The organism is Litchfieldia stipae (assembly GCF_014837155.1).
Classification (GTDB): domain Bacteria; phylum Bacillota; class Bacilli; order Bacillales; family Bacillaceae_L; genus Litchfieldia.
On record NZ_JACYHA010000024.1, the window covers coordinates 26,238 to 52,334 of the forward strand.

Below are 26,097 nucleotides of genomic sequence, written 5' to 3' on the forward strand. Positions count from 1 at the left end.
ATCTTAAATAAAATTTGCATGTTTTCGTCGAGTTATATATAGTCTTAACCAATATGAAATGATTGGAAAGAGAAGAAGTGTTTTCCCCCAGACAAATGGAGATAGGCTGGATAAATTAATTTCGTTGCTTTTTCTCTTGATCTTTAAAAGTTTTCCGATAATTTGTGATGCTACTATAGGCTCGTCTGTTCCTAAGTTTGTATCCCCTTTAAAAATAAAATATGTTTTGCTATTAATAATCTCTTTGCGATAGAACCGATGTGCAATCAATTGTCCACTGTTAGTAAAAAATAAGATAATATCTCCCTTTTGAAGGAAGAGTGGATCGCACTTTTCAAATGTACATATATCTCCTAGTCTGATAAGAGGGTACATACTTGTACCATATGATGGTAATTCTATGATCCCGAACTTTTTCAGTACATTTAAAATTAGTTGGATTTCCCCATTAATCTGCATGTTTTACTAATCCACATTCCATCATCACCGATAAAAAAGATTCAACATCTTCCTCGGTTTGGTCCTGATAATATTTAGTTTGTAAAGCGTCAATGATATTATTAATTGTTAGTGATTCATGCAGTAATTCCCAACAGAAACCACCAACCTCATTAACTTTTGTAATAGTATAGTTATCCGTATTCAAGATAATCACTTCATCATCTAGTATTGTTGCTTCGTAATCACTTCTTCGAATATATTTTATACTCATGAAATCAACTCCCAAAAAGTATCATTTTTTTGAAAATGGAGATTAAAAATAGGAACTTGTTGTACTAATAGATGTAATAAGTTGATTATTTTATTCATTTCTTTTGATCTAACATCCCAGAAAAAAACTTTATCCATCAATTGAAGGAAACCATCAGACTTTTTTAAATGTATTCTTTTGTTACTAATATCTTGATATAGTAATTGAATGCTAGCTAGTGTTCTCCATCCCTGATAATTAGTAGTAGATAATTCACTCCTAAAGGGTGAATTGAAAATAATGACTTCATCGTGCGTGATTTTGACAATTGTTGCTTCATCAGATAGTAATTCTCTAGGGGAGGATAGTCTTGCAGCTGTTGATTTCCCAGCCCCAGAATGGCCTGAAAAGATATGGGCTTTTTCATCGCTGATTATACATGATGAATGGATCAATAATCCCCAATTGAAATGAACTATATAACTACTATATAGGTTTAATAAGGCATGTTTTAGTGCGAATAAGTCATAAACTGCAATAGTTGCTTCTTTATAATCCTTATTAATCGTTATCTTATAGTCGGTTCTTTGATATGATATTTGACCATTCTCTTCAGTGAACTGTACATTATAATTAACAAATGGTTTACCGTATCCTTCTTCCAACAATATTGTTATATTTGGTTGATCCATGTAGTTTTTTATTACTTCATAGTTTGTATGTATAAATGTCATTAATTCACTTGAATCACTTCTTATCTCTATGACATGCTCTGCAATGACTATTCTTTTAATTTCCATTGTTATTACTCCTAATAAGTTTAATGAGAGAAATAAAGGGAGTTATAATAACCTCCCTTTTGAGAGTTATGGTCTTTTACCAGGTTTTGGACCTTTTCCAGGGAAGTTACCACCTGTGGCACCACCACCTGGAAAATCTCCACGTTCTTTTCCAGGAACACCTCCAACGCCCCAACCTAAGCCTGGAAAGCTACTAGACTCGCCTCCAATATTACCACTTATGGCAGTTTCAAAAGTTATAGGCTGATGGACTAAAACTAAAGGGCGATGCTCGACATTATTTTTCATTTTCATTTATTCTCCTCCTCATGGTATGATAGAACATTTTGTTTTTTATAAAGAACAGTGATACTAAAAAAAAGAGGCTGAACATATAAACATTAGTTGTTGTACTTCCTTTTAATTATATTACTCTAAACGTTCGTTTTAAAGTATATATTATCGACTAATATCGGCAAGATATGACAGGGATTTTTAAGGGTTTTATTATAAAAAAACACATATAAAAACTAGATTCATATTAAAAAGTTATGAAACATAAGCATTGACTAACTGATTATTAAATGGTAATTTTATACTATAAATTCTTTATTGAGAACGTCTATTTTAGGGGATATAGTGCTTATAGAGCCAAGATGAGAGGAGGTTAACATGAAAAGCTTAAAAAATCGGATTTGTCTTATTACTTTTGTTTTAATTTTATCTATTCCTATAACAACATTTGCGACTAGTGGTTACTATAACAATACAAACCCAAACTATTTTCAATCTAATTATAACCAATTCTTTTATAATTACGGGAATGATAAATATGGCTATTACGACTGGGGACATAAGAATTGGAACAATAATTGGTGGTATGATGACAAAGGTAAGGGTAACTGGGATGCGTGTTATTATGATGACCATTACAAAAAAACATTATTTGGTTACGATCATAAGAAAAAGAATTGTAAAGAATCAAAGGATATTTGGAAAGATTGGTATGGTGGAAAGGATAAGGATGACAAAAAAAATTGGTATGATGGATCGGATTCTATTTGGGGCATTATTGGTAAATTGTTAAAGTGGTAAAGAGAGATTGCTTTTCATGAGAAAGTAGCATTGTAAAACATACTGCTACTTTCTAACTGAATTTCTTCTAGTAATTTACCGAGTTAAAAATCTCTAATATATCCTGTAGTGTGTTAGGAGAATAAATTTGTCATTTATAATAAAGTGCTTATTCAGAATTTTTCCATTTATATACATGAGTGGAATTTGGCTTCAATCGGCCAATTTCAACCCATCATCCGTTGAATATGTATTTGATGGAATGGATATTAGATTATTTCTCTTAATAGGAGGAACATTAGAACTTGCCCATCTAATCGAATTCGGGATCTTGTATGTCTTACTAATCGCAGCACTTCTAACCTTTGGCCCATTAACCAATAAGAAAGAAGTCTTTGCTATAATCATCGCGATTATATATTCGTTCACCGACGAAATCCATCAATATTTCGTACCATACCGCTCTTTCTCCATAATTGACATAGTAAAAAATGTAGTTGGTATTTGGTTCTTTTGGTGGTTTATCAAAAGGACATACTACAAAAGCAATTCGAAAATAGGCTCTCTTTTCCGTAGGATACCATCTAAAAGAGAGAAGGAGAGCTTTACTTATTTAAATACAAAATAAAAAAGCGCCTGTTGATCCACAATCAATAGTCGCTTTTTACATTCTTATTTATTTGTCCGCCATTTGTTAAATTCAAGAAATTCTTTAAATTGCTCTTTAGAAACTCCAGAGTTCATAGCTTCTTTTACTAGAAATGCCCACTCACTATCTAACTCAGCTGGTTCACTGTTATACTCACCATCGAGCAAAGTATTAACGGATACTCCAAGAACTGTTGAGATTTTCTCTAGAAATTGAATAGAAGGGTTTGATTGGAGATTGCGTTCAATCGAGCTGAGATAGGATTTAGCAACTCCTGCTCTTTCAGCTAATTCTGAGAGAGATATTTTTTTTTGTAGTCTGTAAGTTTTGATCCGTTGACCAATCATGCTTCATGTCACCTTCCTTACTCTCGATTATATCATATTAGAAATTATTTAATAAGTAAATTTCATAAAAATACAATGACACTAATGAATAGGAAAAAAAAACACCTGCTACATAATTATAACAGGTGAGTTCTTTAATGTATTGTAAAATGCTCTTTTTAAACAGTTTCTGTTTCATTCATTTTATGTTTTCTAAAAAATTCTTGAATCTCTTGCACTGAAATGCCAATTTCCATTGCATATAGAATAAGATCTACCCATTCCCCATCTAACTCTACTCTGTCTTTAATAGTACCCTCAACCATTGTATCTCCCCCAAAATACTTTAGTATTTCAGGCAGCCCAGCCGCCGTTGTTCCTTATATAGAACGTTAGACCCGTGACTTTGCGTCCCAATTTTTCAATAGGTTTGCCTTTAACTGATCATTAACCCCTTTTAGTCTATGACTGAATTAAGATATCTATGTCGATTCTTTTATGTATAATGGAATTATAAACTCTATCTTTAGTAGGTGTTGTAGAATTGTGTCGAAAATATTAAAATTTTTTTGAATTATCGACATTATCATTTTGAATTTGTTAGAAAAGCTCAATTAGTTGGAGAGACCCATTCACAATCTAATTGAGCTGTCAGGCTTAGTTCATCATTGCTTGAGGAGTTAAATAATATAAACCCCCATTAATAATTTCAATTTTCACCTTGGGTTCATACTGCTCACGAAGTGCTTCTTTTTCTGTTTCATAGATTTCTGGCTTTTCTTCAAGATCCTCATAAAAGTGGTTAAGCAGCTCAAGGTCTTCATTCCAACGGTCGCGTGCTGCATCCGCCCAGGAGTGATCCTCACTTTCAATAAAGCCGCGAATATATTGCTGGAGCCGGTTTAGGCCACTTTTATGCTTAATCAGAGGGGACATTGTGAAGCAGTAATCTGGAATTTTCGGTGTTAGTTCTAACTGCTCTAGCCTATCTTGAAAGTCTTCGATTATACCACCACTGATAAGGTGAAGTCCAAGGGACATTAGGATATCTCGTTTCCGATCACATTGATAAGAAATTTTTGCATTGATTCCTAACCAGGGGTGAAGAGGGATATTACTTGGTACTGTCTGCTTCACATTTTGATAGAGCCGCATGTAGCTTGCTAGTTTTTTTGTTGATTGAAATATTTGATGCAGTCTTGGTGCTCCAAAATGAATTAGCTCACCCTTTAAATCCTTTGGCGCTTTCTCCTGATCAGTGATTAAGGTAAGTGCCATTGGATTAGGGATGCCACCAGTTTTTTCAAGGTAATGCCAATAAAAAGGTCGGTTCATTAACTGTTTATCAAGATCTATTGTAAGCTGTACGGTCAAATATCCGGGCTGATTCTCCGTAATTTCACAATGATTTGAGTTGAAATAGCGTTCAAGAAAGTTATGAATTTCCGCTTGCTGCATGCTTTTCATCTCCTTCGGCTTCTTCCGCATAATTTAAGATCGACGTTAAATTATCCATTTTTATGCGTATTTCTCCCTCGCTTTTTGAATGGAGAAGGATGTCTTGAACATGTTCTTCGAGATTTCCAATATCTAGTCGTGTTAAGATATCATCTAATTGACCAACGACTCGCTCAAATAGATTTATCTTTTCATATAATAACTTTAAGATATGCTCCTCGACAGTATTTGCTGTAGAGAAATTATAGATGTTAACGTCATGCTCCTGACCAAGTCGATGGATACGACCAATTCGTTGCTCAAGGCGCATTGGATTCCACGGTAAATCATAGTTAATTAAATGATTGCAGAACTGTAGATTAATTCCTTCTCCACCTGCTTCTGTTGCGATTAACACTTGGGCATTGTTTTGGAAGAGCTGTTTCATCCAATCCTTTTTACCACGCTTAAAGCCACCTCTAAAAGGAACGGAAGAGATTCCGTTTTGCTGTAGAAACCATTGTAAGTACATTTGAGTTGCACGGTACTCTGTGAAGATAATGACTTTCCCGTTGATTTGTTTTATGATCTCTAACGCTTTTTCTGCCTTTGAATTAGTTTGTACTTGTTCAACTTTCTTCATTAAATGCATGACCAAATCTTCTGGAACATTTTGTTCTTCTTCTGTATTCTTCTCTAACATTTTCTTTAAGGTAAAGAAGACTGCTTCACGACTACTGCAGGCCTCACGTTGTAATGTCATAATAGCAAAGCTACTTGTGATACCTGGGCCATTACGGAATTCGGAAATAGCGTCATATAGCTCTCGTTCTTCCTTAGAAAATTCAATAGGAACCGTTTTAACTTTGCGCTTTGTCCACTCAATTCCTGTATCACTTCGACGATTGCGGATCATCACTTTATTTACTAATTCTTTAAGATGCGCATCGTCTTGTATTGATCGTTTCTTTTTTCCATATAGCTCATCGAAATAGGCTTGATTTCCGAGATGTCCTGGTTTTAGTAGTGAGACAAGATTAAAGATTTCCTCAATTCGATTTTGAATAGGTGTTGCAGTTAAGAGTAAACAAAACTTTTTCTTTAAGGTTTGAGCAAATTGATAGTTTTTGGTTTTATTGTTTTTTAGTTTATGTGCTTCATCAATGATAATCATGTCATAATTCTGTTCTAGCACTATTTCTCGGTGGGGACTACGCTTTGCTGTATCAATAGAAGAAACTACAACATCACATTGCTCCCATACATAGCTTTTCTTTTGTTCAACTGCAGGAATATAGAATTTCTGTTGTAGCTCGAGTGCCCATTGTGAAACAAGTGATGCTGGTACTAAAATCAATACTTTTTTTACGAGCCCACGAATCATATATTCTTTTAATATAAGCCCAGCCTCAATCGTTTTACCAAGTCCAACTTCGTCAGCGAGTATTGCTTTTCCATTCATTGTTTCTACAACTTGTTTTGCGACTTCTAGTTGATGAGGGAGTGGGGTTAAGTGCGCTAGATGTCTTGGAGCTTGTAGCCCTTCGAATTCAGGGACAGTTACGTGCTTTTCAACTTCATAAGCAAGCTTGTATAATTCCCAGCTTGCCCATGGTCCGTCATCCTCGATTCGTTGTAAAAAGCCATCTTCCCATGTGTGATCAAACTCGGTAGTGACTTTCAATGTATTCAGTCCTTTCAGTTATCTTGTTTATTATTCAGTAATCGAATTTGATAATTGTAAGTTTAATTCATTAATAGGCTTTCATTTATCAAAACACGAACATTAGATATTAAAAAATAAATTAATGTTCATGTAAATTCTTGTTGCCGAATGAATGGTTTTAATGATAGGATGTTTATAGAAAAAGTTGTCACAATTAGACTATATTAGGATAGTATTACCAAGTTTCCCAAAATTATATATGAGCGAATGATGACAAGGGGAGAGACTACTGAACCTATGGTGGCGCCGAAGGAGCAAGCAAAGTAATTTGTGAATCTCTCAGGCAAAAAGACTCTTGTTTGACGCAACTCTGGAGAGTGTCTATTAATAAATAAAGTATAAATTTTGTACTTAGTTTTAGTGTCTAGCTCCAGCGCTTGTCGGGGCTGAACGAGGCGCTTTTAGCTTTTCTATTAGACCACCAAAGGGGAAAGCCGTGTTTTTCGGTAAACTTTCAGGTGCCAGGACAGAGAACTTCATGTGTGTTTATGGGGTTCTTCTGTCCTTTTTTTTGTACAAAAATAGGTTTAACAAAGGAGGAAGGCATTTTGACTGAGTTAAAACGAACACCACTTTTTGAGGTTTATGAAAAATACGGTGGAAAAACAATCGATTTTGGTGGGTGGGATCTACCGGTTCAATTTCAAAGCATTAAGGAAGAGCATGAAGCGGTAAGAACGAGAGCAGGCTTATTTGATGTTTCCCACATGGGAGAAATTGAAGTAAAGGGTGCTGGTAGCTTAGCATTTCTACAAAAGATGATGACAAATGATGTATCACTATTAAAAGATGGTGGTGCTCAATATACAGCGATGTGTTATGAAAACGGTGGTACAGTAGATGATCTTCTTATTTATAAAAAGGCTGATCATGACTATCTGCTTGTTGTTAACGCTGCAAACATTGAAAAAGATTTTGACTGGTTAAAAGACCATGTCTCAGGTGATGTGCAGGTAGTAAATAGATCCAATGAAGTTTCTCAGCTGGCATTACAAGGGCCATTAGCTCAAGAAGTTCTTCAAACATTAACTTCAACCAATTTGAGTGAGATTCGACCGTTTACATTTAAGGATCAGATTGAAGTGTCTGGTAAGACTGTTCTTGTTTCCCGCACTGGTTATACAGGTGAGGATGGCTTTGAAATTTATTGTTCACCTGAGGACGCGGTTGTTTTATGGGATGCCATTTTAACTGCAGGAAAGGATGAGGGTGTTCTACCAATTGGTCTGGGTGCTCGTGATACATTACGATTTGAAGCAAATCTTGCCTTATATGGACAAGAGCTATCGAAGGATATCACTCCAATTGAAGCAGGCATTGGATTTGCTGTTAAAACAAACAAAGAAGCTGATTTCTTTGGCAAATCTGTATTAAAGCAGCAAAAAGAAGAGGGAGCTCCTCGAAAACTAGTGGGAATTGAAATGATTGATAAAGGAATTCCACGTCATGGTTATGAAGTATTTGTAAGTGATGAGCTAATTGGGGAAGTAACAACTGGCACTCAATCCCCAACGCTTAAGAAGAATATCGGATTAGCGCTATTGAAGACCGAGCAGGCTGTATTAGGAAATGAAGTTGAAGTACAGGTTCGTAAAAAAAGATTAAAGGCGGTTGTTGTTTCAACACCATTTTATAAGCGTCCTAAAAACTAATTATCGGGTGAGATGAAAGGGGTACATGTATGAAACATCGTTATTTACCAATGACAGAACAAGATAAAAAAGAAATGCTTCAAGCAATTGGTGTAGACTCTGTTGATGAGCTTTTTAGTGATATTCCAGAAAGTGTTCGCTTCCAAGGTGAATATAACATTAAGCCAGCTAAAAACGAAGCACAATTAATGAAAGAGCTTGCTCAGCTTGCTGCTAAAAATGCTGACCTAAGATCTAATGCTTCATTCTTAGGTGCGGGTGTATATGATCATTACATGCCAGTCATTGTGGATCATGTGATTTCACGTTCGGAATTTTACACAGCATATACGCCATACCAGCCGGAAATTTCTCAAGGTGAACTTCAGGCAATTTTTGAATTTCAATCAATGATTTGTGAATTGACAGGGATGGATGTGGCAAACTCCTCTATGTATGATGGAGGAACTGCATTAGCAGAAGCTGCAATGCTAGCTGCAGGTCAAACAAAATTGAAAAAAGTTCTTGTCTCAAGTGCAGTGCATCCAGAATCTCGTGACGTACTAAAGACATATGCAGCAGGACAATATATTGAGGTTGTTGAAGTGCCTGTGAAAAATGGTGTAACTGATCTTGAAGCGCTTGAAGCAGCTATGGATGAATCAGTGGCATGTGTGATTGTTCAATACCCGAATTTCTTGGGACAAATTGAACCATTAAAGGAAATAGAAAAGATTGCTCATACTGGGAAAAGTATGTTTGTTGTATCAAGTAATCCTCTTGCACTTGGTGCATTAACACCACCTGGAGCATTAGGCGCAGATATTGTTGCTGGAGACGCTCAGCCATTTGGAATTCCAACAGCATTTGGTGGACCACACTGTGGCTATTTTGCAGTTACGACTAAATTAATGAGAAAAGTACCTGGACGTTTAGTAGGACAGACAGTGGACGAGGACGGAAAACGTGGTTTTGTATTAACATTACAAGCACGTGAACAACATATTCGACGTGACAAAGCAACCTCTAATATTTGCTCAAACCAAGCGTTAAATGCATTAGCAGCTTCAGTTGCGATGACGGCTCTAGGGAAAAAGGGTGTCAAAGAAATGGCCACTCAGAATATCCAAAAAGCACATTATGCGAAACAACAATTTGAAGCACATGGTTTTGAGGTTCTCTATTCAAATGCATTCTTTAACGAATTTATCGTGAAAGTAAACAAACCAGTTAAGGACATCAATCAACAATTAATTAAAAAAGGCATCATTGGCGGTTATGACTTAGGTCGTGACTACTCAGAGTTTGCTAATCAAATGCTAGTTGCAGTAACTGAGCTACGAACAAAGGATGAAATCGATACACTTGTGGGAGAAATGGAGGGCGTATGTCATGAGTAATCAAGATCAATCACTAATTTTTGAAGTATCTAAGCCAGGACGTGTTGGTTATAGTTTGCCAGATTTAGATGTTCCTGAATGTAATCTTGAAGATATCATTCCAACAGACTACCTCCGTACAGAGGAGCCAGAGCTTCCAGAGGTTTCTGAGTTGGATATTATGCGCCATTATACAGCACTATCTCGTCGTAACCATGGAGTAGATTCAGGATTTTATCCACTTGGGTCTTGTACGATGAAATACAATCCAAAGATTAATGAAAATGTTGCACGATTCAATGGATTTGCACATATTCATCCAATGCAAGATGCATCAACGGTTCAAGGTGCACTTGAATTAATGTATGACCTTCAAGAGCATTTAAAGGAAATTACGGGTATGGATGAAGTGACATTACAGCCAGCTGCTGGGGCTCATGGGGAATGGACCGGCTTAATGATGATTCGTGCTTATCATGAAGCTAATAATGATACGGCACGTACAAAGGTCATTGTTCCAGATTCAGCACATGGGACAAATCCAGCATCAGCAACTGTTGCAGGCTTTGAAACGATCACTGTTAAATCAGACGAGAACGGATTAGTAGATTTAGAGGATTTACGTCGAGTAGTTGGACCTGATACAGCTGCCCTAATGCTAACAAACCCTAATACACTTGGCCTATTTGAGGAGAATATATTAGAAATGGCTAGCATTATACATGAGGCTGGTGGAAAGCTTTATTATGATGGTGCAAACTTAAATGCTGTTTTAAGTAAGGCGCGACCAGGAGATATGGGCTTTGATGTGGTCCACTTAAATCTTCATAAAACATTTACTGGTCCACATGGAGGGGGAGGTCCGGGATCGGGCCCAGTTGGTGTGAAAGCTGATCTTATTCCATTCTTACCAAAGCCAGTTCTTGTAAAGGGTGAAGAAGGCTACAAATTCGAATATGATCGACCACAATCAATTGGCCGAGTGAAGCCTTACTATGGTAACTTCGGAATTAATGTACGTGCTTATACGTACATTCGTTCAATGGGCCCAGACGGATTAAAGGCTGTAACTGAGTATGCCGTGTTAAATGCGAACTATATGATGCGCAGGTTATCGGAGTATTTTGACCTACCATTTGACCGTCATTGTAAGCATGAGTTTGTATTATCTGGGCGTCGTCAGAAGAAGTTAGGTGTTCGTACATTGGATATTGCCAAACGTTTATTAGACTTTGGTTACCATCCACCAACCATTTACTTCCCGCTGAATGTTGAGGAATGTATTATGATTGAGCCGACAGAAACAGAATCAAAGGAAACGTTAGATTCATTTATTGATGCAATGATTCAAATTGCACGTGAAACAGAGGAAAATCCAGAAATCGTTCAAGAAGCACCACATACAACGGTGATAAAACGTCTAGATGAAACATTGGCAGCTAGGAAGCCTGTCCTACGTTATCAAAGATAAATCAGTTCTAATTAAGAGAGTTTGTCCAAATGGATGAAATCTCTTTTTTTTTTGGATCTTTTTTAAAAAGTTACGAAAGACCTAGATGAAATGTTGAGTTTAGTGATTTTTTACAAAAAATACCCATATATATGATTGACAAAATCAAATGTATATATATTGTACCTCATCAAAATGAGTCCTATATGACTAAAAAAAATCTTGATTTAGAGATTTTTTTAGTAAAAATCTCCTAATTTGTTACGTATTTACACACAATTGGTAAATTTGACTAAAATGTGAACAGGTGATAGTAATAGATAAAGAGATTATCATACTTTTTCACCATTTTAGAAAATACCTGTGTAATGAATAGCAGAATATTCCTAATCAATAACAAAAAAATGAGTATAGGAGAGAAGATGCAAAGATGTTGGAATCTAAGAGGAGAGCCGCGATATTCTTGTTGATCGCATTTGTTTTAGCTGCGGCTGCGGGATATTTAGTGCTACAAAAAGTGAAGGATTTAAATGCTGAATTAGGTGGAATGACTAGAATCTACATAGCTAACGCAGATATTCCAGCCAGAACACTGATTCAGGAAAGTCAAATAACGACGATGGAAATCCCTAATAAGTTTGTTAACAGTGCTCATGTCCTAGATAAGGAAGAACTTCTCAATCAAGTGGTTGTTGTCCCGTTAGCAGATGAAGAAATCATTACTAAGAATATGATTAAACCATACTCTAATCTAAGGAATGAGAATAACAGATTAGTAGCTATGTACCCTTCAGAAAAGGTTCAATTCGATCAAGTGATAGAAGCACTAGACAGGGTCGATATTATTGTATCAATTGAAGATGAAGAAAGTTCATTAAGGTATAAGACAGAAATCTTTATGAGGGATGTGCCAGTTGCCTTCGCTCAAGGGACGAACGAAAACTTTTCCGGAGTTGCACTAGAGGTAAGCATTGAGGATGCTGAGAAATTGATACATATGCAAAACTATGCAGATCAAATTAGGGTTTTGAAAGCAAATGTTGGAAAAACAGGGGATGAGATTCAAATTCCTGAACAAGAAGTGGAAGAAGAACCGTCAGAATCAGAGGAAGAACAGCCATCAGAATCAAATGAAACTCCATCGGAGGAAGAAAGTGAAGAAGAAGCATCTGATGAGTAATTTATATGTAAGAGGGATCAAAAATGGATGAAAAATTAAATGTATTACTCGTAAGTGATGATGAAGTAATCCATCATCAAATCCTAAATAGCTTGTCAGGAAATTATCCAATTCAGTTAATTAATCCAGGTGAAGTAGCCAGAGAAATTAATCGTAACGCGCAGGATATTGTGATTTTTGTCCAGCCAGCTACAGATACGGCTAGTGAAACGATTCAATATATTAAAAGTTCTAGTCCATCAACCTTGGTAATCTTTATTGCGAAGGGGTCAGATTTCATGCTCTTGCGTAATATTACTAAAGCTGGGGCATCTGACTTCTTTGTTTATCCAGATGAACATGGATTATTTATAAGTCGTTTTCCAACGATTTATCAAAACTATGAGATTCAAAAGCTAAAACGAGAAGATTCAGTATCTGTATTTGCAGGTGGTGGAGGACAAATTCTTTCATTATTTAGTGGGAATGGAGGAACAGGAAAATCATTACTTTCTACCTCACTCGCTCAAACGATTAAGCTTGAATCAACTGCAGAAGTGATTTTGATTGATTTGAATTTACAGTTTGGTGGAATTGAGACATTACTTTCAATTGAGTCAAATCGTTCGATTGCTGATTTAACTCCAGTCATTAATGAGTTAAATGAAAGTCATATTCGAAATGTTTCGCAGAGAGTGGAATCATCAAAGCTTGAAGTGTTAATCAGTCCATGCGATGCAGAGGTGGCTGAAACCATAACAGAGGAATTTGTGGCAAAACTATTAAGAACCTGCCGCAGAAGCTTTGACTTTGTCATTGTAGACTTGCCGCATTATTTAAATCGTAATGTTGTAACTGTTCTAGAGGAATCCGATCATATCTATTATGTCCTAAATCCAAATACACCATCTTTAAGACTGTTAAAGCAGTTTGAAGAATTATCTTTGCGACTAGGAATAGACCTGAAGTCTAGGACATCGGTGATCTTAAATAAAGTTAGTAAGGAAAATGAAATTCAAGAAAAAGATTTATCTAATACACTTCGTTTTCCGATAGAAGCTTCGATCCGACTTGATCAAAAAGGAACACAGCCTTTTATTAATAAAGGTGTACCAATTCGAAGTGCAAAAAAAGAAAAACGATTAATTCCATTTGCAAAGGATATTCGAAAATGGTCATTGTCTGTTTTGAAGTAGGGGGAGTTGGAAATGGCGTCATTATTTAATAAAAGGAAGGATAAAAACGTCCAGACGCAGGGTATACAGTCCTATCAATATGAGAACCGCTTTGTGGATGATCTTGTTGAGCACTATAAAGCGCGATTGCTTCGAGATACCAATCTAGAAGCCCTTACTCAGCTCTCTCAAGGTGAGATGCGATTAAGAATCGAACAGTTTGTCAGTCAATTTATGTCTGAAGAGAAAGTCATTATCTCAAGACATGACAAGGAAATTCTGATCACAAGAATTCTTGATGAATCAGTTGGGTTTGGTCCGTTAGAGCCTTTGATTAACGATCCTTCGATTACAGAAATCCTAATAAATGGTTCAAATGAGGTATATGTTGAACGTTTAGGGAAGCTGGAACAATCTGAGATTAGGTTTCGAGATGATGAACATGTTCGTCATATTATTGATCGAATTGTTGCCCCTCTTGGAAGAAGAATTGATGAGAGCTCACCGATGGTTGATGCGAGATTACCAGACGGAAGCCGTGTAAATGCAGTTATTGCCCCTATTAGCTTAAGTGGGACCTTAGTATCAATCCGTAAATTTAGAAAAGAACCTTTTAAAATGAACGATTTATTAAACTTCAATTCTCTAAATCCAGCAATGGCCCAGTTTCTAGATGGTGTTGTGAGGTCGAAAATGAATACATTAATCTCTGGAGGAACTGGGAGTGGGAAAACGACAGTATTGAATGTACTTGCTACTTCTATTCCAGTTGGAGAACGAGTGATTACCATTGAGGATTCGGCGGAATTGCGATTAGACAGACCAAACGTAGTTGGTCTCGAAGCACGACCTTCAAATGTGGAAGGTCGTGGGGAAGTTAGTATTCGCCAATTAGTTCGTAACGCCCTTCGGATGAGACCAGACAGAATTATCGTTGGGGAGGTTCGAAGTGGGGAAGCTTTTGATATGCTCCAGGCAATGAATACAGGTCATGAAGGTTCAATTACAACTGTCCATGCCAATTCTCCCGATGATGCATTGCGGCGTGTAGAGGCAATGGTTGTCATGGCAGGGATGGAGCTTCCAAGTAACATCATAAGGGAATATATCGTGGGTGCGTTAGATATTATTATTCAAGCCACTCGTTTAACAGATGGTACAAGAAAGATAGTCAGTATTTCCGAAGTAGTAATAGAAGACGATGGCTCTCATCGAGTGGAGGAAATCTTTCACTTTAAACGGACTGGAATCAAAGAAGATGGTTCAATTGAAGGGTATTTCACACCAACCGGTTATGTACCTAAGTGCCTAGAGCGATTACGTGTATTCGGGGTTTCTATTCCAGAGGGTGCATTTGTTCCTATTTATGAGGAGGTCAGGTAATGGCAGCTTTTTATGTCACGACAGCCTCAGCGCTTATGTTCATTATAGGATTCTATTACTTACTTGATTTCCGGAAAGAGAAGAAAGAATGGAAAAAAAAGGTCCATCATTATTATCATGATGGCAAAAAGCGTAAGAGCATGATTGTTTTACTTGGTGATCGCTTTGACCAAACCGAAACAGCAGCTCCAATTGCTGAGAAACTTCGGGCAGCTAATATTCCATTTACACCATCAGAATACATCGGGGCTATAGTTGTTTCTTATGCAGGCATTATGATCATGCTTCAAAACTTTTTTAATATCAAATTTCCTTTGAATCTAATCGTTGCGATTTTGATTGTTGAGATTGGTAGAAGACTCCTTTTCTTCGTTCGAAAAAACAAAATGAAGCAGCGGATTGTAGAACAGCTGCCTGAGGTGTGTCGGACGCTAGCCAATGCAACAAGGTCAGGAATGACATTAACGCAAGGTGTGAATTTAGTAGCTCAAGAGGTAAGTGAACCCGCAAGAAGTGAATTTAAACGATTAGCTAGTGAGCTAGCATTAGGAATTGAATTTAATACTGCCTTACATTCAATGGAAAAACGGATTGAAAATCGTGAATTTAAACTGTTTGTCGCTACTCTTTTGATTCAAAAGAAGGCAGGAGGAAATTTATTCTCTGTCTTAGAAGAAATGGGTCAAACGTTAGAGGAACGAAAAATCATCCAGCAAGAAATCAAGACGATGACGGCTGAACAACGATATACATCATATATTGTGCCAGTGATCCCAATTTTTCTTGTGTTGATGATGAACAATATTATTGACGGGTTTTTGGATCCGTTGTTTTCAGGAATTGGCATCATACTTTTATTACTGTTCGTTGGTGGTACCGTCTTAACATTTATTCTTGTAAGAAAGGTAACCAATATAAGGGTGTAGAGATATGGATGGATTAATTGTAATTATTGTTGTTTTAACCTTACTTTTTCTTGCTTTTGCTCTAAGAAGTTTCTATCAGTTTCTTCTAAAGAAAGAAGAATTAAACGAGGAAATTAAAGAACAGGTATATATCTATAATGCATTCGAGAAAAAGATTACAAGAGCTGAGAAATTGTTAATTAGAACCTTTCGTTATGCTGACGACTTTGCTTCATTAGGTCAAAGAATCAATTTTTTTAGTGAAAATGATGAGGTGAAAAAATGGTTAATGCAAGCAGGGCATCCGTACCAATTAACGGTTGAGAGGTTTCAAGGATTGAAAATGTTCTTATTAGTAATTGGGTTATTTATTGGAGGGTTTTCACTCATCTTACAATTACCTTATTCCCAAATTGCAGTCATACTTTTTCCGATTTGTGGTTATTTTTTAGCTATTCTTTGGTTGAAAAAGAAGGCGAAGCAACGTCAGGATGAACTCTCCTATCAATTACCAGATTTTTTAGATACGATGAGTGTCACATTGCAAGCGGGCGTAGGCTTAGATCAAGCGTTAAGGGACATTGTTCCATATTTTGATGGTCCCATTAAAGATGAGTTTGGTAGATTTATTCAAGAGACTGATGTAGGAGTTCCACGTCATGAATCATATCGTACTTTATTAAATCGGAATGAGAGTCGTGAATTCCAAATGCTGATTAAGTCGCTCATACAGGGAGAACGTCTTGGTGTCCCTATTTCGAAAACATTTAAACAGCAATCAGATGAGATGCGAAAAATCAAAAAAGAGAAGGTGAAGGAGCTAGCGGCCAAAGCGTCTCCTAAAGTAACCTTGATCACGACATTTATTGTAATGCCCTCAGCATTAATTATGATTGGTGGTTTAATGATCATCAATATGTTTACTGGCAACAGTGGAATCATGGATTTATTTAAATAGGTTATATAAATATTTATATAGAAGTCTACAAAATGATAAAAGAGGAGAAGATGAGAATGAAAAACATGATGATAAAGGCTTGGACTAAAGTAATGGTTCCTGTAAGAAATGAAAGAGGAGCACAATCGTTAGAATGGCTAGGCTTAGCTGCATTATTAATATTAGTATTAGGGATTGTTTCTCAAGCTGTTAATGAAAATAGTACAGGAATTGGTACTATTATCAATAATATTATTCAAAAGATTACTCAAATGGTAGGTTAATTTAATTTCTCTAAATTTTAGGCGGTGTAAAAGATGAAGTTATTACTTAAATATCCATTTGTATTGTTATTATTACTTGTAGTGATGGTTGGATGTAAACAGGCTGGAACTGAAGATCCGAAAGAACCAACACCTGAAGAGACAACACAAGTGGAAGTTGAGGAAGTGGATCCAGCAAAGGAAGAACCAGAAGAAACTGAGCCAGTAGAAGAGCCTGAAGTAGTGGAAGTGGAGCCTCTCCCTTCTACATATGAAGAGCTAGCCAGTCAACCGATTGGAGAGCATGTAGATTTTGCAGCAGTGAATAATGATGAATTAACAGTAGAAACGTTTAAGGATTTACCGGATATTAGCAATACTCCATCTGAACAGCAAATGGATTTGTACTATCGAGAATTATTGCGAATGGTTCAAAAGGAGTTCAAAGGTCCTGAGGAATTAATGAAACGACTACGATTTGATTTAATGGGTAGCCCAGATATCGAGGATAGTCGTTATCAATTCAAGGAAAATTTAAATGTAGAAATCATCTTAGATGCTTCAGGAAGTATGGCTGCACAGGCAGGCGGGAAAGTGAAAATGGATGCTGCTAAGGATTCAATCATTTCGTTTGTCGATCAACTTCCTGAGGATGCAAAAGTTAGTTTGAGGATCTATGGTCATAAGGGGACAGGGAATAATGCAGATAAAGCTCTTTCTTGTAAGAGTAGCGAGCTTGTTTACCCGATGACTTCTTATAATCAAGCAAACTTTCAAGATGCACTCAATAAAGTAAAGCCTGCAGGTTGGACTCCGATTGAGTTAGCTATAAATGAAGCGAAAAAAGACCTTGAAAAATTTGATGGTGCCTCAAACACAAATATTATTTATCTAGTAAGTGATGGGGTATCGACCTGTGATGATGATCCAGTAAAGGCAGCTAAAGAACTATACGACTCAAATATTTCGCCAATTATTAATGTAATAGGTTTTGATGTTGATAGTGAAGGGCAAAATCAGCTGATAAAAATTGCAGAAGCAACTGATGGGATCTATCAGAAAGTTAATGATGAGAGTGAATTAAAGAATGAGTTAAACAAAATTAATGAGCTTGCTGAAGCTTGGGAGAGTTGGAAAAAACAAAGTGAACAGCAGCTAGAGTATAAAAAGGTAAACAACAATCTTGATATTTTCGTCTATATTGGAGGAGAGTCATACAACGCCACCTTTGAAAAACTTGAAATCGAAAATATATTATACACATTAAAACGAAATGACGTCATGGACGGTGACGCATTAAACTATTTACTGGATCGTAATCGAACGTATCACGCATGGATTACTGAAGAAATTGAGAAATTTAAAGTTGAGTTACAAAATCTAAATGAAAAAAGCTATAGTGAGGCAAAGAAAGCTTTAGACGAGAAGTATCAGAGTAATACCCTAGATTAGTATTGAGAGATTTTATGGCTTTAACGATTGTGTCTACAAAAATATAGCGACATAGCATTATGTGAAACGCCTATTTTATTGTCACATTCTTTGGCCATGAAGTCTCTCTTTTTTACTTTTGGTATGGAATGTCAGGTTACTGCCTTCAATTCATTGGGAAGTCGATTGGAGGAAAGTTGATGGAATTACGAGCGGTAGGTCGTTTTAACAACGAAAAGGGCGCAGTAAGTATTGAATTTCTCGGGATTTTGCCTTTTTTCTTTTTGTTCTTCTTATTACTTTGGCAGGTAGTAGGTACAGGATATGCTGTGTTTTCTGCTAAAACAGCCGTGAATGATGCAGCGAAAGTATATGCCTCAACGGGAAGTTACTATGAAGCTTCTGAAGCTGCGAAGAACTCAATTGGTAATAGCTCAGTCGTCAAATATAAAAGGATTGAAATTCCTTCAACTGCGAGCAATGGTAAATTCAGAATAGAGCTCTATAGTGATCATATCTTCACATTTGTTCCAGATAAGTGGAAGAACCGTGCGTCCATTGAATTTAAGCAAGAAGCACATGGAAGGTTGCTTACAACGCCATGAACTATATAAGAAATGAACAAGGTAATGCTACATTTTATATGATTTGGCTAATTGGCATCGTTGGACTTATTTTTGTACTTGTCATTAATTTGGTTAAAGTGTATGTAGTAAAAGAACATGCAAATCTTTCTGTTGAACAGGCAGCCATTGCTGGTACAGCCGAATTATTAAAATTAACTGAGCAAGCAATTGATTCGATTGATAATGATCCACTCATTATTGCGGAAAGACTTCTAACTGGAGAAGAAAAACTATCCAAACAAATTAAGGATAAGCAAGATTCATATATTTATAACCAGAATCTAGATCCTTCAACAGCTTATATTAAGTCAGTCAATCAAATCATCCCAGCTAAAATGAACGATAATGCTGTATTTGAATATATTATAAAGCAAAAATTCAAGAGTCGATTAGGGAGTTCGATCTGGGCTTTACAAACAAAGGTAAGACCAACTGTGCAGGATATGATTTCCAGTAATGGTGGAAATATAAGTGATACTGAAATCGAGTTCTCTACCAGTAAATGGAGACTTGAAATCAAATCAACCGTCACCTTTGAATCTATTGCTGATCATAAAATCATCAATAGTTTTGTAAAAGACATACCTCAAAGAGGATATGGGCCGAGTTTAGATTTTCTTAAAGACATTTATTAAATGCTTGTTTTGATAGAGAGGTGAATGATTTGAGAAAGAGAAATCGTAAAAAGTTCGCAGTGATGCTGATGCTATCGTTTATGCTTTTTATGCATTTGTTCCCATTAGTTGGATTTGCTAGCTTTATAAAGCCAGGAATGCCTATGGTTCCAGGGAAGGTGTTGACTCCGGGAGATCCAATTAGCGGTGGCAAGTTCATCATTCCTGGAGCAGTCTACGATCCTGGTACACCACTAGAAGCAGGTGAGTTCGGTGCATCCGGACAATTAATCTTTCCGTCTGTACCAACACTGACAGGATCCTTTATTATTCCGAATGCCCCTCCAGCCATACCGAGTATACGGTATGCAGAAATTAATTTGCAACCAGGTAATGCGATTGAAGCTGGTACTCCAGTTCAAGCTGGGGATGCGGCAAACGGTGGAGATGGTCCAAGTGGCGGTCAAGCGGTAGAAGGTGGAGATGGTCCAAGTGGCGGTCAAGCGGTAGAAGGTGGAGAAGGACCAAACGGAGGTCAAGCAGTTGAAGGTGGAGAAGGACCAAATGGAGGTCAAGCGGTAGAAGGTGGAGAAGGACCAAACGGAGGTCAAGCAGTTGAAGGTGGAGAAGGACCAAACGGAGGTCAAGCAGCTGAAGGTGGAGAAGGACCAAACGGAGGTCAAGCAGTTGAAGGTGGAGAAGGACCAAACGGAGGTCAAGCAGCTGAAGGCGGAGAAGGACCAAACGGGGGTCAAGCAGTTGAAGGTGGAGAAGGACCAAACGGAGGTCAAGCAGCAGAAGGTGGAGAAGGACCAAACGGGGGGCAGGCAGCAGAAGGTGGAAATGGCCCAAATGGAGGCCAGACTCCTACTGGAGGCAATGGTCAAGGTGGAGAAGCTACTGAAGGCGGTCTTGCAAATACAATATTAAATTTCGGTAGTAATGCAAAAAAGTGGTTAATTACCTATCCAAAAACCGCTGGTGATTTTTTGGATGGAACCCTATCTATGATTGCGGGATTTCAAATTAAAGATTTAAAAACAGCAACTGGGAACAAGAATTTAATGCAGATTATGGGAGATAAGAAATTCACCAATTCAACAAACCCAATTGCTAAATGGTTAAACAGCAGATACCAAAACTATTTAGAAGGCTTTAAACAAAATAAACTAATCTTAAAAGGCAGACAAATAACGGAAACAGTTGTTGATTCAGCTGGAAATACAGTCCGACAAAATTCGATTTTTAAAGATCTCCGATCTGGAGACGTAGTGAAACAAAAGAGGCTCATGCCATTTTTAACTGAGAATTTTGGACCGAAAACAATTGCAAGTGCTGTGGGGAAATCGTTTAACGAGAATTGGAATTTTGCCAATAAAACATTTTGGAAACCAAGTAATATGGCAAAAGGTAGTGGTATAGTTAATGTACTCTTATCAACAGGAGAAAGAATCATAGAATATGCTACTGATTCTAAGAAATCATTCGCTAGTACAAATTTTGCAGCTGGTATTACCACGGATGTAATGGCAGGGTTAGCAACTACTGCGATTAGTGCTGGCGCTGGTTGGATGGCAACAGCAGGTACTGCAGCAGCGATTGGCTCTGTTGTTCCAGGTATCGGGACGGTAGTAGGAGCAGTGGTTGGTGTAGGTGTCGGATTATTCCTTGCATCAGAAACTGGACAGAAGATTAAGGGGGCAGTTGAATCAGGGGTGAAAAAACTCTACGATGGGGTTGCTTCAAAATTCTCATCGGCGAAGAAAAAGTTTACTAGTTTATTTGGATCATAATATTTTTTGATTAAGGGAGAGAAGAAATCATGACAAACAAAGTATCAGTACTTGGAATAGGTATGCTAATCGTTGGAGCACTCTTTTTTCTCCCTTATCCTTACTTTTCGATACACGCTTTTTGGGCATATCTAGCGTTATTTGTACCATACTTGTTATTCACTCTTTTTCTAGATATGACGGGGAAGGTGAATAATCGAAAGCTCAAAGGGTATGCGGGCTACTTTGCATTACTGCTGTTTGCGATATCTTTTGCTGTGCCAGCGATTAAACAATTTCATGATCGGTTTATTATAATTGGATTACTTATCGTACTCTTCATTACTATTAACTTCATCGTACTTAAGTATAATAAAGTGTTTTATCAAATGGTATTACCCGAGGGTGCTCAAAATAGGAAGTACACTTTTATATTTTGGGGATTGTTTGCGCTTATCATTTTTATCGGGGGCGGGCATTTTACAGCACCTCGGTACTTTGAATTAGCCTTTGGTCAGCAAACAGCAGCAAATTTTTATTCAATACTCTTTCTATTGTTATCCTATTTGTTTTCGATATTTGCTACAAGTACCACTTATAAATTTAGAGGATAAAATGAAATGATAAGGATGTTGAACTATGTATTCTTTCCTGAAGACTTTAGGAATTTCAATTTTAATTTTAATCGTAACTAGTTTTGTAGGAATTTTACTCCTTGGGGATGTATTGCTTGTTTCTATGGTAGTTCTCCTAATTACTTATTTCTGCAATGGAATAATTGCAGCGAAGACTAATAACACCTATCCGTATTTTGCAGCCTATATGAGTGCTATTGTGTTAATTCTGATTAATTTTATCTTTTCCATAGTTCTACTTGATATCAATGTGTTTATTAATGCAGACATTGTTTTTTCAGCGTTATTAACCGGTACATTGGTTTCACTAGTAGGTGCACAATTGCAACTATATTTGAGAAGAAGGTCAGAACATGTTTAGAGATATCATGTATTATTACAATCAAGGAATTCTGAAGATTTTGGGGTTTGTCTTTTTAATCTTATTACCAGTACAGATGTTTTTTTATGGGTGGATTTATTATTTCTATCAGTTAGATTTAGATAGTATTGAATATATTTTAAATCTCTACATATTTATTCTCATGTTTATTGTTACGCAGAAACCATTTATGTATCTATATCAGCATTTGAAAAATAATGAGGAATTAGAATTTAAGGAGATGCTCAAATCATTTGTGTCTTCATTTGGTTTTATCTTCTTTTCTGCATTCATCTTATTTACCTTATCTTATGTAGGGACAATGTTGTTCATTATTCCTGGGGCAATTGTTATCACATTTGTGTTTTTTCTGCCGTTTTATAAGGAATCATTATATAATATGAAGAAACTCGTTTCGAGAGCGTGGAAATTTTATATTCGTCACATTGCATCAATCTATGGTGATATTTTGTTGTGGGCCTCTGTTAATATTCTTATTTGGGCTGTGTTTATGAATGCAGTAGCTATGTTTGAAATTAATCTACTCACGTCAACGATTGTAAAAATTATCATTAATATATTTCTATTTCCTTTTATATATTTCTACCTCACTGAAAAATATGAGAACCTTGAAGAGAAGTTAGGTGAATGATAAATGTTTAAGAAAACAAACATAGCATTAATGGTTTTACTTACGATTATTACAATGGGAATCTACATCCCATATTGGTTTCTAACTAGAAGAAAAGGTTTTGAGGGATTCAGTGATCAAAAGTTGAGCTACTTTTTGATCATTTGCTTATTAGTGATTAATAGTACGACATTTTTCTATAGTTTCTTTCAGTCATTGTTTCTATCAGAGTATGGAATCGCGATCTTTGACAGTTTAGAAACTGTGTTCACTTTTATTGGATTAGGGTTATTGTATTTTTCCGCTTTTAGAGCTAAGGAAGCAATTGAAAATGAATTTCAGGAGGAGATGTTTAATCCAGTGTTATTGGTCCTATTTCATATATGGTACCTTCAATTCAAGATTAATCGTCTGGACTGGAATGATGTAGCAAGTTCATATCGAGTTGTTAATGAATAGAAAAGAAGGGTTAGTTCTAATTAGAGCTAATCTTTCTTTGTTGTAATAGCGTTAAACTTTGATTGATTTTAAGGGATGATGGAGGTATTATTAAAGAGAACGAAATGTTCGTTATTAAGAATATGTTTTTTGATTAAAATAATAGTATTACATACTTAATGCGGCTTAATTGTTCGTTATTGAGAAAGTGTGAGAGGTGAGGAAGCTTATGAGTATATTAGTTACAGGTGGTGCAGGGTATATCGGTAGCCATACCTGTGTAGAACTATTAAATGCAGGCTATGACATCATTGTCCTAGATAATTTCTCAAATAGTAATCCAGAGTCATTACAGAGAGTACGACAAATTACTAACAAGAGTTTCAAAATATATGATGTAGACTTACTTGAGAGGGAAAAGGTTGAGATGGTTTTTGAGGAAAATCATGTTGAGGCTGTTCTACATTTTGCTGGTTTAAAAGCAGTTGGTGAATCAGTGTCAATTCCAATTGATTATTATCAAAATAACATTACTGGTACTTTAGTGCTATTAGAAATGATGGCAAGACACAAAGTGAAGAAAATAGTATTTAGTTCATCTGCAACTGTCTATGGAGCCAACGCAAGTGTACCAATAATCGAAGATTCTCCGCTTGGAGCAACGAATCCATATGGAAGTACAAAATTAATCATTGAACAATTACTAAATGACGTTTATTTATCTGATAGAAGTTGGGGTATAGTCATCCTACGATATTTCAACCCAATTGGAGCGCATATAAGTGGTGAGATAGGTGAAGATCCAAAGGGAAAACCGAATAATTTGATGCCATATATAACACAGGTTGCTGCAGGTAAGCATCCGAGGTTAAATATCTATGGAAAGGACTATCCAACACATGATGGGACAGGTGTGAGAGATTATATTCATGTTGTTGACCTTGCAACGGGGCATATTAAAGCACTGGAAAAAGTATTAAGTGGTAAGGGGATTGGAGCCTATAACTTGGGAACTGGAACAGGCATCAGTGTTTTGGATTTAGTACATGCCTTTGAACAAGTAACAGGTCTAAACATCCAATATCAAATTCTTGATAGGAGGCCAGGCGATTCTGCTACATGTTTTGCGGACCCCAAGAAGGCAAGAGAAGAATTAGGATGGGAAGCAATTAAGGGAATCGAAGATATGTGTAGAGATGCGTGGAGATGGCAATCAAAAAATCCAAATGGATATAAGAAGGTTGACATTGTTTCAATTTAAAATGTATGATATAAACTTCAAATACCATGGTTATCAATTAAAGGGTACTCCATGGTTTCTCTTTGTGAGATAAGTATAAAAAAGTTTTTGACTTCTATGAAGTTATCGTGTTATAATTTCTTTACTGAAAGTCATTTTTGTAAAAAATGCATAAAGTCTTACTTGATTGTTAATACTTAATTTTGTTGGCTTATATAGGCTGAATTTAGATGGAGTATTTAATTTAATAACTTTTATTATCGCGGGGTGGAGCAACGAGCGCTACTTCAAGAAAACCATCGAGTTGTACTGATTGAACTGCTTCTTGAGTAAGCTATCTGAGATCAGGACAGTCTTTAACTAAGGTGAAGCAATAAAACTCAATACTTTTTATTATCGCGGGGTGGAGCAACGAGCGTTACTTCAAGAATAATCTACGAGTTGTACTGATCGAGTAACTTCTAGAATAAGCAACCTGAGATCAGGACAGTCTTCAACTAAGGTGGAGCAATAAAACTCAATATTTTTTATTATCGCGGGGTGGAGCAACGAGCGCTACTTCAAGAATAACCAACGAGTTGTACTGATTGAGCTGCTTCTTGAGAAAACTATCTGAAATCAGGACAGTCTTAAAATTCAGGTGAAGTACTTAACTAAATACTTTTTATTATCGCGGGGTGGAGCAGTCTGGTAGCTCGTCGGGCTCATAACCCGAAGGTCGCAGGTTCAAATCCTGTCCCCGCAACCAATTCTTTGCGGGTGTAGTTTAATGGTAAAACCTCAGCCTTCCAAGCTGATGTCGTGAGTTCGATTCTCATCACCCGCTCCAATTAATTATTCCACAGTAGCTCAGTGGTAGAGCTATCGGCTGTTAACCGATCGGTCGCAGGTTCGAGTCCTGCCTGTGGAGCCATTTTAGGAATTCTTTCATTTTATTTACATTTTAATTATGTTGACTCAGATAAATAAGTATAGTAAGATATTTGTTGTTCGTTTGAAAACGAGTGATCTTATTAAGAGGTTGCTTTTTATTTCTTCAAAAACTTCGCGGAAGTTGACGAAGAAGAAGTTATGTGTTACTATGATTGAGTTGATTTGTGACTGATTTCTTTTTAAAAAACATCTTGACATTAATTTTTTAAAGTGATAAATTGATTAAGCTGTTTTTGAAAAAAGTTCTTTGAAAACTGAACACAATAAACAAGCGTCAACGTTTTATCAAGCAACAAATGATTGAGCAATCAATGGATATAAGTGTCTAACACTTAATCATAACTCTTTTTGGAGAGTTTGATCCTGGCTCAGGATGAACGCTGGCGGCGTGCCTAATACATGCAAGTCGAGCGGATCTTTGGGAGCTTGCTCCCTAAGATTAGCGGCGGACG

General features: G+C 36.6%; 29 protein-coding genes, 3 tRNA genes, 1 rRNA gene and 2 riboswitches. Of the genes, 24 read left to right on the forward strand and 9 right to left on the reverse strand.

Annotated elements, in window-relative coordinates:
* Positions 1–3: 3 nt before the first annotated feature.
* The 4 genes from F7888_RS19515 to F7888_RS19530 all read right to left on the reverse strand — a co-directional run bounded on the left by F7888_RS19515 (position 4) and on the right by F7888_RS19530 (position 1,785).
* Positions 4–459 carry a signal peptidase I gene (locus F7888_RS19515; RefSeq protein ID WP_191782541.1) on the reverse strand — a complete coding sequence of 152 codons (456 nt, stop codon included), beginning with the start codon at positions 457–459 and terminating at the stop codon, positions 4–6.
* Positions 449–712, reverse strand: coding sequence for a PqqD family protein (locus F7888_RS19520; RefSeq protein ID WP_191782543.1), 264 nt, complete (start codon positions 710–712; stop codon positions 449–451). The genes F7888_RS19515 and F7888_RS19520 overlap by 11 nt, the downstream gene beginning before the upstream one ends.
* Positions 709–1,491, reverse strand: a complete 783-nt coding sequence (locus F7888_RS19525) for a hypothetical protein (RefSeq protein ID WP_191782545.1) — start codon at positions 1,489–1,491, stop codon at positions 709–711. The genes F7888_RS19520 and F7888_RS19525 overlap by 4 nt, the downstream gene beginning before the upstream one ends.
* A gap of 66 nt (positions 1,492–1,557) precedes the next feature.
* Positions 1,558–1,785 carry a hypothetical protein gene (locus tag F7888_RS19530; RefSeq protein WP_191782547.1) on the reverse strand — a complete coding sequence of 76 codons (228 nt, stop codon included), beginning with the start codon at positions 1,783–1,785 and terminating at the stop codon, positions 1,558–1,560.
* Between the two features lie 357 nt (positions 1,786–2,142).
* Here F7888_RS19530 and F7888_RS19535 point away from each other — a divergent pair, with 357 nt between their 5' ends.
* Positions 2,143–2,565 carry a hypothetical protein gene (locus tag F7888_RS19535; RefSeq protein ID WP_191782549.1) on the forward strand — a complete coding sequence of 141 codons (423 nt, stop codon included), beginning with the start codon at positions 2,143–2,145 and terminating at the stop codon, positions 2,563–2,565.
* Positions 2,566–2,757: 192 nt separating this feature from the next.
* Here F7888_RS19535 and F7888_RS22870 read toward each other — a convergent pair whose 3' ends face one another.
* Positions 2,758–2,973, reverse strand: coding sequence for a hypothetical protein (locus tag F7888_RS22870; RefSeq protein WP_263601330.1), 216 nt, complete (start codon positions 2,971–2,973; stop codon positions 2,758–2,760).
* On the opposite strand from F7888_RS22870, the gene F7888_RS23130 reads away from it, so the two are divergent.
* Positions 2,876–3,172 carry a VanZ family protein gene (locus tag F7888_RS23130; RefSeq protein WP_412096020.1) on the forward strand — a complete coding sequence of 99 codons (297 nt, stop codon included), beginning with the start codon at positions 2,876–2,878 and terminating at the stop codon, positions 3,170–3,172. The two genes, F7888_RS22870 and F7888_RS23130, sit on opposite strands and share 98 nt — an antisense overlap.
* A gap of 44 nt (positions 3,173–3,216) precedes the next feature.
* Here the strand turns inward: F7888_RS23130 and F7888_RS19545 are convergent, their stop codons facing one another.
* The 4 genes from F7888_RS19545 to F7888_RS19560 all read right to left on the reverse strand — a co-directional run bounded on the left by F7888_RS19545 (position 3,217) and on the right by F7888_RS19560 (position 6,640).
* Positions 3,217–3,540 (reverse strand): helix-turn-helix domain-containing protein, encoded by a 324-nt coding sequence (locus F7888_RS19545; protein WP_191782553.1) that lies wholly within the window; start codon positions 3,538–3,540, stop codon positions 3,217–3,219.
* Positions 3,541–3,698: 158 nt separating this feature from the next.
* A complete protein-coding gene (locus F7888_RS19550; RefSeq protein WP_191782555.1) occupies positions 3,699–3,845 on the reverse strand; it encodes an anti-repressor SinI family protein in 147 nt (48 codons plus the stop codon).
* A 28-nt stretch (positions 3,846–3,873) separates the two neighbouring features.
* A riboswitch (cyclic di-GMP riboswitch) is annotated at positions 3,874–3,964 on the reverse strand.
* 212 nt (positions 3,965–4,176) lie between these two features.
* The gene (locus F7888_RS19555) at positions 4,177–4,977 is read right to left on the reverse strand and encodes a YqhG family protein (RefSeq protein ID WP_191782557.1); all 801 of its coding nucleotides are present in this window, start codon (positions 4,975–4,977) and stop codon (positions 4,177–4,179) included.
* The gene (locus F7888_RS19560) at positions 4,955–6,640 is read right to left on the reverse strand and encodes a DEAD/DEAH box helicase (protein WP_191782560.1); all 1,686 of its coding nucleotides are present in this window, start codon (positions 6,638–6,640) and stop codon (positions 4,955–4,957) included. Before F7888_RS19560 ends, F7888_RS19555 begins: the two co-directional genes overlap by 23 nt.
* Positions 6,641–6,889: 249 nt before the next feature.
* Positions 6,890–6,987, forward strand: a riboswitch (glycine riboswitch).
* Positions 6,988–7,230: 243 nt separating this feature from the next.
* On the opposite strand from F7888_RS19560, the gene gcvT reads away from it, so the two are divergent.
* From gcvT to F7888_RS19670, 22 genes are all read left to right on the forward strand, one after another.
* The gene (gcvT, locus tag F7888_RS19565; RefSeq protein WP_225228914.1) at positions 7,231–8,334 is read left to right on the forward strand and encodes a glycine cleavage system aminomethyltransferase GcvT; all 1,104 of its coding nucleotides are present in this window, start codon (positions 7,231–7,233) and stop codon (positions 8,332–8,334) included.
* A 29-nt stretch (positions 8,335–8,363) separates the two neighbouring features.
* Positions 8,364–9,713, forward strand: a complete 1,350-nt coding sequence (gcvPA, locus tag F7888_RS19570) for an aminomethyl-transferring glycine dehydrogenase subunit GcvPA (protein ID WP_191782562.1) — start codon at positions 8,364–8,366, stop codon at positions 9,711–9,713.
* Entirely contained in the window at positions 9,706–11,163 is a 1,458-nt protein-coding gene (gene gcvPB, locus F7888_RS19575) for an aminomethyl-transferring glycine dehydrogenase subunit GcvPB (RefSeq protein WP_191782564.1), read from the forward strand. The genes gcvPA and gcvPB overlap by 8 nt, the downstream gene beginning before the upstream one ends.
* Positions 11,164–11,572: 409 nt before the next feature.
* The gene (gene cpaB / locus F7888_RS19580; protein WP_191782566.1) at positions 11,573–12,322 is read left to right on the forward strand and encodes a Flp pilus assembly protein CpaB; all 750 of its coding nucleotides are present in this window, start codon (positions 11,573–11,575) and stop codon (positions 12,320–12,322) included.
* 23 nt (positions 12,323–12,345) lie between these two features.
* Positions 12,346–13,497: an AAA family ATPase gene (locus tag F7888_RS19585; protein ID WP_191782569.1), complete on the forward strand. Its 1,152-nt coding sequence runs from the start codon at positions 12,346–12,348 to the stop codon at positions 13,495–13,497.
* Between the two features lie 12 nt (positions 13,498–13,509).
* Positions 13,510–14,859, forward strand: a complete 1,350-nt coding sequence (locus F7888_RS19590) for a CpaF family protein (RefSeq protein ID WP_191782571.1) — start codon at positions 13,510–13,512, stop codon at positions 14,857–14,859.
* On the forward strand, positions 14,859–15,785 hold the full coding sequence (locus F7888_RS19595) for a type II secretion system F family protein (RefSeq protein WP_191782573.1): 927 nt from the start codon (positions 14,859–14,861) through the stop codon (positions 15,783–15,785). The genes F7888_RS19590 and F7888_RS19595 overlap by 1 nt, the downstream gene beginning before the upstream one ends.
* Before the next feature lie 4 nt (positions 15,786–15,789).
* A complete protein-coding gene (locus tag F7888_RS19600; protein ID WP_191782575.1) occupies positions 15,790–16,722 on the forward strand; it encodes a type II secretion system F family protein in 933 nt (310 codons plus the stop codon).
* Positions 16,723–16,772: 50 nt separating this feature from the next.
* Positions 16,773–16,985, forward strand: coding sequence for a hypothetical protein (locus F7888_RS19605; RefSeq protein WP_225228915.1), 213 nt, complete (start codon positions 16,773–16,775; stop codon positions 16,983–16,985).
* A 33-nt stretch (positions 16,986–17,018) separates the two neighbouring features.
* A complete protein-coding gene (locus F7888_RS19610; protein ID WP_191782579.1) occupies positions 17,019–18,416 on the forward strand; it encodes a vWA domain-containing protein in 1,398 nt (465 codons plus the stop codon).
* Positions 18,417–18,595: 179 nt separating this feature from the next.
* On the forward strand, positions 18,596–19,000 hold the full coding sequence (locus tag F7888_RS19615; RefSeq protein WP_191782581.1) for a pilus assembly protein: 405 nt from the start codon (positions 18,596–18,598) through the stop codon (positions 18,998–19,000).
* Complete coding sequence (locus F7888_RS19620) at positions 18,997–19,656, forward strand: hypothetical protein (RefSeq protein ID WP_191782583.1); 660 nt, start codon at positions 18,997–18,999, stop codon at positions 19,654–19,656. The genes F7888_RS19615 and F7888_RS19620 overlap by 4 nt, the downstream gene beginning before the upstream one ends.
* 29 nt (positions 19,657–19,685) lie before the next feature.
* Positions 19,686–21,428, forward strand: coding sequence for an ICP22 family protein (locus F7888_RS19625; protein ID WP_191782585.1), 1,743 nt, complete (start codon positions 19,686–19,688; stop codon positions 21,426–21,428).
* A 29-nt stretch (positions 21,429–21,457) separates the two neighbouring features.
* Entirely contained in the window at positions 21,458–22,021 is a 564-nt protein-coding gene (locus F7888_RS19630) for a hypothetical protein (protein ID WP_191782587.1), read from the forward strand.
* Between the two features lie 25 nt (positions 22,022–22,046).
* Positions 22,047–22,403 carry a hypothetical protein gene (locus F7888_RS19635; RefSeq protein ID WP_191782589.1) on the forward strand — a complete coding sequence of 119 codons (357 nt, stop codon included), beginning with the start codon at positions 22,047–22,049 and terminating at the stop codon, positions 22,401–22,403.
* Positions 22,396–23,055: a hypothetical protein gene (locus F7888_RS19640; RefSeq protein WP_191782591.1), complete on the forward strand. Its 660-nt coding sequence runs from the start codon at positions 22,396–22,398 to the stop codon at positions 23,053–23,055. Before F7888_RS19635 ends, F7888_RS19640 begins: the two co-directional genes overlap by 8 nt.
* A gap of 3 nt (positions 23,056–23,058) precedes the next feature.
* Positions 23,059–23,493: a DUF4234 domain-containing protein gene (locus tag F7888_RS19645; RefSeq protein ID WP_191782593.1), complete on the forward strand. Its 435-nt coding sequence runs from the start codon at positions 23,059–23,061 to the stop codon at positions 23,491–23,493.
* A 208-nt stretch (positions 23,494–23,701) separates the two neighbouring features.
* On the forward strand, positions 23,702–24,733 hold the full coding sequence (galE, locus tag F7888_RS19650) for a UDP-glucose 4-epimerase GalE (protein WP_191782595.1): 1,032 nt from the start codon (positions 23,702–23,704) through the stop codon (positions 24,731–24,733).
* A gap of 650 nt (positions 24,734–25,383) precedes the next feature.
* A tRNA-Met gene (locus F7888_RS19655) sits at positions 25,384–25,460 on the forward strand.
* Positions 25,461–25,467: 7 nt separating this feature from the next.
* Positions 25,468–25,541 (forward strand) — tRNA-Gly (locus tag F7888_RS19660).
* 9 nt (positions 25,542–25,550) lie between these two features.
* Positions 25,551–25,625, forward strand: a tRNA-Asn gene (locus tag F7888_RS19665).
* Positions 25,626–25,990: 365 nt separating this feature from the next.
* Positions 25,991–26,097: ribosomal RNA gene (locus F7888_RS19670) — 16S ribosomal RNA — on the forward strand; the annotation flags it as partial.

Bases quoted from the DNA above. Each gene is read 5' to 3' on its own strand.
- cpaB (WP_191782566.1), top strand. From the start codon at position 11,573: ATGTTGGAATCTAAGAGGAGAGCCGCGATATTCTTGTTGATCGCATTT.
- F7888_RS19585 (WP_191782569.1), top strand. From the start codon at position 12,346: ATGGATGAAAAATTAAATGTATTACTCGTAAGTGATGATGAAGTAATC.
- F7888_RS19545 (WP_191782553.1), bottom strand. From the start codon at position 3,540: ATGATTGGTCAACGGATCAAAACTTACAGACTACAAAAAAAAATATCT.
- F7888_RS19615 (WP_191782581.1), top strand. From the start codon at position 18,596: ATGGAATTACGAGCGGTAGGTCGTTTTAACAACGAAAAGGGCGCAGTA.
- gcvPA (WP_191782562.1), top strand. From the start codon at position 8,364: ATGAAACATCGTTATTTACCAATGACAGAACAAGATAAAAAAGAAATG.
- F7888_RS19610 (WP_191782579.1), top strand. From the start codon at position 17,019: ATGAAGTTATTACTTAAATATCCATTTGTATTGTTATTATTACTTGTA.
- F7888_RS19535 (WP_191782549.1), top strand. From the start codon at position 2,143: ATGAAAAGCTTAAAAAATCGGATTTGTCTTATTACTTTTGTTTTAATT.
- F7888_RS19525 (WP_191782545.1), bottom strand. From the start codon at position 1,491: ATGGAAATTAAAAGAATAGTCATTGCAGAGCATGTCATAGAGATAAGA.
- F7888_RS19635 (WP_191782589.1), top strand. From the start codon at position 22,047: ATGTATTCTTTCCTGAAGACTTTAGGAATTTCAATTTTAATTTTAATC.
- F7888_RS19520 (WP_191782543.1), bottom strand. From the start codon at position 712: ATGAGTATAAAATATATTCGAAGAAGTGATTACGAAGCAACAATACTA.
- F7888_RS19595 (WP_191782573.1), top strand. From the start codon at position 14,859: ATGGCAGCTTTTTATGTCACGACAGCCTCAGCGCTTATGTTCATTATA.
- F7888_RS19515 (WP_191782541.1), bottom strand. From the start codon at position 459: ATGCAGATTAATGGGGAAATCCAACTAATTTTAAATGTACTGAAAAAG.
- gcvPB (WP_191782564.1), top strand. From the start codon at position 9,706: ATGAGTAATCAAGATCAATCACTAATTTTTGAAGTATCTAAGCCAGGA.
- F7888_RS19645 (WP_191782593.1), top strand. From the start codon at position 23,059: ATGTTTAAGAAAACAAACATAGCATTAATGGTTTTACTTACGATTATT.
- F7888_RS19550 (WP_191782555.1), bottom strand. From the start codon at position 3,845: ATGGTTGAGGGTACTATTAAAGACAGAGTAGAGTTAGATGGGGAATGG.
- F7888_RS19640 (WP_191782591.1), top strand. From the start codon at position 22,396: ATGTTTAGAGATATCATGTATTATTACAATCAAGGAATTCTGAAGATT.
- F7888_RS19630 (WP_191782587.1), top strand. From the start codon at position 21,458: ATGACAAACAAAGTATCAGTACTTGGAATAGGTATGCTAATCGTTGGA.
- F7888_RS19530 (WP_191782547.1), bottom strand. From the start codon at position 1,785: ATGAAAATGAAAAATAATGTCGAGCATCGCCCTTTAGTTTTAGTCCAT.
- F7888_RS19620 (WP_191782583.1), top strand. From the start codon at position 18,997: ATGAACTATATAAGAAATGAACAAGGTAATGCTACATTTTATATGATT.
- F7888_RS19600 (WP_191782575.1), top strand. From the start codon at position 15,790: ATGGATGGATTAATTGTAATTATTGTTGTTTTAACCTTACTTTTTCTT.
- galE (WP_191782595.1), top strand. From the start codon at position 23,702: ATGAGTATATTAGTTACAGGTGGTGCAGGGTATATCGGTAGCCATACC.
- F7888_RS19555 (WP_191782557.1), bottom strand. From the start codon at position 4,977: ATGCAGCAAGCGGAAATTCATAACTTTCTTGAACGCTATTTCAACTCA.
- F7888_RS19605 (WP_225228915.1), top strand. From the start codon at position 16,773: ATGAGAATGAAAAACATGATGATAAAGGCTTGGACTAAAGTAATGGTT.
- F7888_RS19590 (WP_191782571.1), top strand. From the start codon at position 13,510: ATGGCGTCATTATTTAATAAAAGGAAGGATAAAAACGTCCAGACGCAG.